We start from the raw sequence: 6512 nt of genomic DNA on the forward strand, positions 1-6512 counted from the left end.
TGGAGGAAAGGGGGGGCAGAACGAGGCGGTTCGTTACGGCCAAACGGTGGCACCGGTCGTATCGATGTACGCCCGTTCGCCGGAGGGGCGGATCACGCGGGCCAGTCCGTTGCGAAAGTCCCAGGCCCGCGGGAAGGCGGGCTCGATCGCCATCGAGCCGCTGCGATCAATGTATCCCCAGAGCGAATCGACTTTTACGCGAGCCCGGCCGTCGCGGAAATACCAGGCCTGGTCAAACCGTGGAGCGATGACGGTGTCGCCGGATGCGTTCCGATAGCCGAATCGGCCGTTCTGCGCGGTTCGCTGAAGGTCACCGTCGCCGCCGGCAATGGAGCGGCGGCTCTCTTCAACCACATCCGGCGCGAGGCGGAATGTCGGATTCACGACCAAGTTGCCGGATCGGTCGATAAAGCCCCAGAGGCTATCCTGCTGTACCGGTGCGAGGCCATTGCTGAAGTGCCACGCATCCCGGTAGGTCGGCTCGACCACGACCTGCCCGGAGGAGTCGACAAACCCAAACCGCCCGGACTCGCGGACGAGGGCGCGACCGTCCACAAAGGCCCAGGCGCGCTCAAACGTCGGCTCGATCACCACCTGGCCGGTCCGGTCGATGTAGCCCCAGCGGCCATCCTGCTCGACGGGGAAGAGCACGCGATCTGTCGTGTTCGCGGGAGATCTGGTTCCGGTGTCATCATCCTGCGTTCCGCACCCGACGAGTCCGATCGCCATACACACGACCAGCAGGAGGGCAAATGCGGTGGAAATGGCAGAGCGGATCGGAGGACAGGCGGAGGACATGCCGGGTGGCGATAGCGCGGTTCGAGAAACGAATAGCACGCATCTGTACCCATCCCACCCTTAAACGTTGCGATGCACGCGCCCCCGGGATCCATTCGCCGCGAGCAGCGGTTGGCCTGACCCGCCCGTAGCCGCGTCCATTCGCCCGACCTTCTCCAAGGCTCCGATAATAGCATGTCCAACAAGTCGATCGGTCTGAGCGATGACCTTCAGGAATACCTGCTTGACGTGTCGCTTCGGGAGTCCGAGGTGATGCGGCGGCTCCGGATCGAGACCATGTCGCATCCGCAGGCTGACATGCAGATCGCCCCGGAGCAGGCGCAGTTCTTCCAGCTACTGCTCCAGCTCATGGGTGCACGCCGTACGCTCGAGGTCGGGGTTTTTACCGGGTACAGCGCGCTGGCGGTGGCAGACGTTCTACCGGAGGACGGTCGCCTCACGGCGCTCGATATCAGCGAGGAGTACACGGCGGTCGCCCAAAGGTACTGGGAGGAGGCCGGTGTGGCCGACAAGATCGACCTCCGCATTGCACCCGCGAAGGCGTCGCTCGTCCACATGCTAGAAAAGGAGAACCTCAAGGCGTCTTACGATTTCGCGTTCATCGACGCCGACAAGACCAACTACCCGGCCTACTACGAGCATTGCCTCCGCCTCGTGCGGCCCGGCGGGCTGATCGCGCTGGACAATACGTTTCGCGACGGACGGGTGGCTCACCCCGACATTGAGGAGGAGAGCGTGCAGGTGGTACACGACCTGAACAAAGCGATTCACACCGACGATCGGGTTGATATCAGTATGTTGCCCCTCGCCGACGGGGTGACGCTCGCGCGGAAGCGGTAGCCTTCCGCTCGGAGCGGCCGCTTCGAAAGCGCCTGCTGCCTTTCACTGCGACCTCTCACTGCGACTTCGATAGATCATTCTTCCTGCGCATCCATGGCCATGAACAACGATTTCGTCTCGCTCCTGCTTCTTATCCTGATTCCGCCCGTTGGCGTGTTCCTGGCGCGTGGTCTCGGGACGGATTTCGTGATCAATCTCATTCTCACCCTCATCGGGTACATTCCCGGTATCATCCACGGCGTCTGGATTTACACGCGGTGAGGCGCGCCGCGTGAGGGGGAACGGGCACGAAAGTACGTACACAAGATCACGCCGGCGTGGCGCCGTATATCGTGGCGGGCATCTCCTGAAACATGAAACTCACATATTCTCCGAGGGAGATGCTTCGCAATTGGGTCGGGAGAGTCCGACGTTCATTCGTCCTGGTCTCTCTTTTTGCTTGACGTTTCTGATTCATGGAATCCAAGATCAAGCGGCTGCTTCTGGTGGCCGTTATCATTTGCACGGTTGCCGGCGTAGAGTACGTTACGGGCATTGAAATTCTCGGCATCGCGACGCAGGAGGCGACGGACCCGGTGGCCACGATTCAAACGGCGTCGTCGGACCAGGCGCCGAGTGGGCCGCATCTTCGCCTGGTCACATGGAATCTGTACAACTTCGGTCAGTCGAAGAACGACCGGGAGGTCGCGTTCATGGCGGAGACGCTGCGGGACTACGACGTCGTCGCCATCCAGGAGATCTCCACCGGACCTGCCGGAGCGCAGGCGGTCGGCCGCCTCGTGGACGAACTGGACCGGCGCGGGTTCGATTGGGACTATCGCATCAGCGACCCGACCAGCGGGACGGGATCCGAACGGTATGCCTACCTGTGGAAGACATCACGGGCTTCACTCGACGGGCGGGCGTGGCTTGAGCCGACGCTTGCGCGTTCTATCGACCGGGAGCCGTTTATGGCCCGTTTCCGGGACCGGAAGGGCGGCGGCACGTTCCTGGTGGCCAGCATTCACGCCGTCCCGCGGTCGAAGGATCCGGAGCATGAAGTTCGCCAGCTCGATGCTCTGCACACCCGGTACGCGTCCGATCACCTCATCGTGCTGGGCGACTTCAATCTCGATGAGGACGACGAAGCGTTCGACGGGCTCCGGCGTCTTGGCTATCGACCGGTGATCGATGACCAGCCCACGAGCCTCCGCCGGAAGCGTCGGGACGGCCGCAACGGTCACCTCGCCAATGAATACGACAACATCTTCTTCGAGTCCGGCCCCCTACGTGTGTCCGGCGGCGGCGTGTCCGATTTCACGGGGTCCTTTTCCACGCTAAAGGACGCGCGCAAAATCTCCGACCATCTGCCGGTGCACGCGTACATTCAGTGGGAGGCTCCGGCGGGTGTGGCGCCGTAACCTTCGGTCGGTGCCCGTGTAGTGAATTCCTCCACGATCTACTGAGAGAATTCCGCACGGCGGATCCGGGGGGGGCGCGGGGAAGGGTCAAGCCTTGCGTTGGGTATTATATTATCCCGAGCGCGCCAGGACTCTGGAAGCGGTTCCAGTCCGGCGCGGCGGACCCCGCTCCTGCTTCTCTCTACCCGTTGCCAGCCATGAATGCGATCAAGCCTCTCGCGCTGGAAGACCGCGTCCCGACCATGCTCCGTCCACACCGCTCCACGCCGCGTCCCGCTCCAAAAGGACAGGCCGTGCGCCAGGCGCGTCATGACCTGATGCTATTGAAGGCCATGGCGGAGCGGCTGAGCGAGGACTGCGATGCTATTGTGGCGGACACGTCCGTTCAGAAGGGCGACGCAGCCGGTCCACGGGCGCAGGGTCGTAACGCGCTACACCTCCAGGCACGGGCCGATGCGGTTGCCGCGCTGATTCGAGAAACCGAGCGCGTGCTGAATCGCCTGGACGGACGGCCGTCGTAGATGCCAAAGACCGGGCGCGAAAGAAAGAGCGACGGGTACCGTGTTTCTCTGTGTGAGCACGCGGTTACCTCAACCGGTCGCGTCCTCGCGCGCGAGACATAGTGGGCAGATGTAGAAAAGCCGCTCTCGGTCGGAGAGCGGCTTTGTTCGTCAAATCGGACGTTCTTTCGGCGGCCGACGCCTGAACGCACGAGAGCGGGACGAAGCGTCAGGACTGTTCGGCTTCAAGGATCGTGTCCGGACGAACATCCCACAGCAGCATCGTGTCGATGTCGACGTAATCTTCTTCGTCCTGGTCGTCGACGAACTTGTAGTCGCCGTACGTTCCCCGCTCGAACGGGGGGAGGCGATGCCACTCCATGCCCTCGCCGTCCACGAAATGGTCCGGGTACGGGTTCTTCATCGTGTAGCCCGGGTGGTACGATTTATACGTTTTCTGGGCTTCGTAGAGGGCCGCGCGACGGGCGCCCGCCTTCGAGGAGCTTTCCCCCTGGACACGGAACGGCGAAATCGTTATGGTCGCCTGCACGAACCCGTCGTCCGTCTCGCGGTACGACGGCCGCATAACTTCAAAATCACTGGGTTCGGGATACGCACTACTTTCGGCAGCCATAGGAGCGAATAATCGTCGGGTCGTCGGATTACGTTACGGAGCGTGTCGAGAGCCGGAGCCGACACGATATCGGCTTGCCCGTGGTCTATGCATTACTCGGTCGCCCGTGGCAGGATTCGTGAACGATCCTCGTTTTTCCGGACGGTCCGGGAATTTGCGGCGAAAGGGACGGATGCCACGCGCATCGCCCGCGGATTTGGGGAATGTTCATCGCTCGGTTCGTCTTCCCGGCTCGGGCACGCCGAAATAGGTGAGGGGATCCTCCGAAAGCGCACCTGCGTCTGCCGTTGGGGATGACGGGGATGCGCGCGGGGCTCTGCATCGTAACTCCATACGGTGCGGCTGTGCATGAGACAGATTCTTTGTACGATGCCTCTGCATTTGCGCGATTCGGCGATCATTTCCATGCCGGTTGTTTGCGCTCCGGCGTTCGGAAACCTGTCGAACCCTCGCGCGTCAATGCCGCACTTTTTTGCTGTTCATTTTAGGAACCGGTCAGAAACAACAATGCCGCGGCCTTTTCCGTCCCGAACAGGTACCTATGCCATTCACTCGGAACGCCCGGTTTCCCGGCATCCTAATCACTCCACCCCGTATCTCAGAAGCATCGAAGCGCCATGTTCTACGATGAAATGTATGATGACGACCTGATCCTCGAGGACTCCATGATGGGCGGTCCCCTAATGGATGACGATCTTCTCTTCGACGCCGATCCGTACGAGGGCGATGAGTTCTACGGCTTCGCCGGGGATGACGAAGAGTATACCTATGAAGACGACGACACGTACGATGAGTACTTCGGCGACGACCTGTCGGATTATTGACCCGGTGGTCCGCCCTCTATTTATCCTTCCGTGAGACGTTCATGGCCGGGCCGTTGTCTTCCCGCGCTGCCCCGGTGTGTCGCATGAGTCTCACAAGGATGCCGTGCCTTATCCTGACTCGTCGCGCGTCGATGCAGTACTTCGGCGTTATGGGCTGAGCGGTCGGGCGTGTCCGGTGTTTCGGTTGTCAGGCAGCGCCCTTTCTCGGTTTTGGGGAAGGGCGCTGTGTGGCTTTTGGGGAAACCGTTTATCTTGAGTCGTCGCGAAGGCCCGATGAGTGCGTGGACCGGGCGCGGTGAAACGGGCCGCGCGTTGAAATACCCGTTATTGTTTTTTGGGCATGTCGATTGGTGCGCCTGTTGTGGACGCGTCTGTGGATAACTTTGTGCGTGAGATCGACGTCTGTGACGGACTTGAACAATAACAGATATCGGTCTCCGCTGTGTTATCAAAATCATCGGCGTCGTCGCCATCAGACGGATCTCCGTTATGCAAATGCGCTAACGGCAGGACGTTAGGAGATTGTGGATAAACAGATTTGCATAACGGCGTCCCTGCCCGTTCTTTTTGTAGTCCGGTGAAGCGGTATTCCGGCGTGAGGCTGAATCGAACACGCGCTCTGTCGATCCGCCTTCTGATGACCGTTATGCAGAAGCCACTACACGGTGACTCGAGCGACCGGGTCCCAACGATTTGATTGAGCAACGGCGCGCATCACCATCCGCGTCCGCCTGCGTCCGTTTCGGCTGCGAACATTCAGACGGTCGGTGCAGGTCGACGGAGCCCCGGGCGGGAGAGCCCGGGAGGGGCAGACGGTGAGAACGGCGGCGGCAGCGGCCGGGTCACCGATGCGCATCGGTCGCCAGTTCGGGCGGGAAGAGACCGCATCTCGGCTCCACGATAGCAGGTTGGCGGGACCTCATAGCGACATCAGAGGGCGGCGGGACCGTCTGGACCGATGACACGGCGTGCTATGATCGCCCCGGGGCGTTCCAGCACGATCCGAGTCCCCCAGGCGTACGCATCAGCGAGCGTGCACGGGGCCGGTGATACCCGTGCGACCCGTTCGGTTGCGACCGGCTTCGCACACGACATTGGCGCCATCGTACCCGTCCGGGCCCCGACCGTCACAGCAGAGACACAACCGCGCCGCCGCCGGCTCGATCGCCGCGACCGGCACCGCCAGCATTTCCGGCACATTATCCATACAAATCCACACGCGACGCATGTCAGAATCCAATTCCTCCAATCTCTTTCAGGGAGATGGGGGCGCACCGGACCTTCCAGACACGAGTGAGCTCGAGGGTGGGCTCTCTATCGATCGAGTCTTCTCGAGCGAAGGAGAGCACCCGTTCGACTCGTGCGAGTGGGAAACCCGGGATGCCTCGATCTCCAATCCATCCGGGGACACGATCTTCGAGCAGAAGGACGTTGAGTTTCCCGCGCACTTCAGCCAGCTGTCGACCAACATTGTTGCCAGCAAGTACTTCTACGGCGACAACGACAAGGGCAACGG

At 61.5% G+C, this 6512-nt stretch carries 8 protein-coding genes; 6 read left to right on the forward strand and 2 right to left on the reverse strand.

What is annotated here, in order from left to right:
• Positions 1–33: 33 nt before the first annotated feature.
• On the reverse strand, positions 34–798 hold the full coding sequence (locus ACFCU0_RS06625) for a WG repeat-containing protein (RefSeq protein ID WP_434972879.1): 765 nt from the start codon (positions 796–798) through the stop codon (positions 34–36).
• Positions 799–972: 174 nt separating this feature from the next.
• Here ACFCU0_RS06625 and ACFCU0_RS06630 point away from each other — a divergent pair, with 174 nt between their 5' ends.
• The 4 genes from ACFCU0_RS06630 (at position 973) to ACFCU0_RS06645 (ending at position 3559) form a co-directional block, all read left to right on the forward strand.
• Complete coding sequence (locus tag ACFCU0_RS06630) at positions 973–1638, forward strand: class I SAM-dependent methyltransferase (RefSeq protein WP_434972880.1); 666 nt, start codon at positions 973–975, stop codon at positions 1636–1638.
• Positions 1639–1731: 93 nt separating this feature from the next.
• Positions 1732–1899, forward strand: coding sequence for a YqaE/Pmp3 family membrane protein (locus tag ACFCU0_RS06635; RefSeq protein ID WP_434972881.1), 168 nt, complete (start codon positions 1732–1734; stop codon positions 1897–1899).
• A gap of 194 nt (positions 1900–2093) precedes the next feature.
• On the forward strand, positions 2094–3038 hold the full coding sequence (locus ACFCU0_RS06640) for an endonuclease/exonuclease/phosphatase family protein (protein ID WP_434972882.1): 945 nt from the start codon (positions 2094–2096) through the stop codon (positions 3036–3038).
• Positions 3039–3235: 197 nt separating this feature from the next.
• Positions 3236–3559, forward strand: coding sequence for a hypothetical protein (locus ACFCU0_RS06645; RefSeq protein WP_434972883.1), 324 nt, complete (start codon positions 3236–3238; stop codon positions 3557–3559).
• A gap of 208 nt (positions 3560–3767) precedes the next feature.
• Here ACFCU0_RS06645 and ACFCU0_RS06650 read toward each other — a convergent pair whose 3' ends face one another.
• The gene (locus ACFCU0_RS06650) at positions 3768–4172 is read right to left on the reverse strand and encodes a hypothetical protein (RefSeq protein WP_434972884.1); all 405 of its coding nucleotides are present in this window, start codon (positions 4170–4172) and stop codon (positions 3768–3770) included.
• A gap of 617 nt (positions 4173–4789) precedes the next feature.
• On the opposite strand from ACFCU0_RS06650, the gene ACFCU0_RS06655 reads away from it, so the two are divergent.
• Together ACFCU0_RS06655 and ACFCU0_RS06660 are read left to right on the forward strand one after the other, a co-directional pair.
• Positions 4790–4996 (forward strand): hypothetical protein, encoded by a 207-nt coding sequence (locus ACFCU0_RS06655; protein ID WP_434972885.1) that lies wholly within the window; start codon positions 4790–4792, stop codon positions 4994–4996.
• A 1226-nt stretch (positions 4997–6222) separates the two neighbouring features.
• Positions 6223–6512 (forward strand): hypothetical protein (locus ACFCU0_RS06660; RefSeq protein WP_434972886.1); only part of this gene is annotated, 290 nt, incomplete at its 3' end.

The sequence above is a fragment of the Longibacter sp. genome, assembly GCF_051155795.1.
GTDB lineage: Bacteria > Bacteroidota > Rhodothermia > Rhodothermales > Salinibacteraceae > Longibacter.

Excerpts from the sequence above, each read along its gene's own strand:
- ACFCU0_RS06640 (WP_434972882.1), top strand. The coding sequence starts at position 2,094 with ATGGAATCCAAGATCAAGCGGCTGCTTCTGGTGGCCGTTATCATTTGC.
- ACFCU0_RS06625 (WP_434972879.1), bottom strand. The coding sequence starts at position 798 with ATGTCCTCCGCCTGTCCTCCGATCCGCTCTGCCATTTCCACCGCATTT.
- ACFCU0_RS06655 (WP_434972885.1), top strand. The coding sequence starts at position 4,790 with ATGTTCTACGATGAAATGTATGATGACGACCTGATCCTCGAGGACTCC.
- ACFCU0_RS06650 (WP_434972884.1), bottom strand. The coding sequence starts at position 4,172 with ATGGCTGCCGAAAGTAGTGCGTATCCCGAACCCAGTGATTTTGAAGTT.
- ACFCU0_RS06635 (WP_434972881.1), top strand. The coding sequence starts at position 1,732 with ATGGCCATGAACAACGATTTCGTCTCGCTCCTGCTTCTTATCCTGATT.
- ACFCU0_RS06630 (WP_434972880.1), top strand. The coding sequence starts at position 973 with ATGTCCAACAAGTCGATCGGTCTGAGCGATGACCTTCAGGAATACCTG.
- ACFCU0_RS06645 (WP_434972883.1), top strand. The coding sequence starts at position 3,236 with ATGAATGCGATCAAGCCTCTCGCGCTGGAAGACCGCGTCCCGACCATG.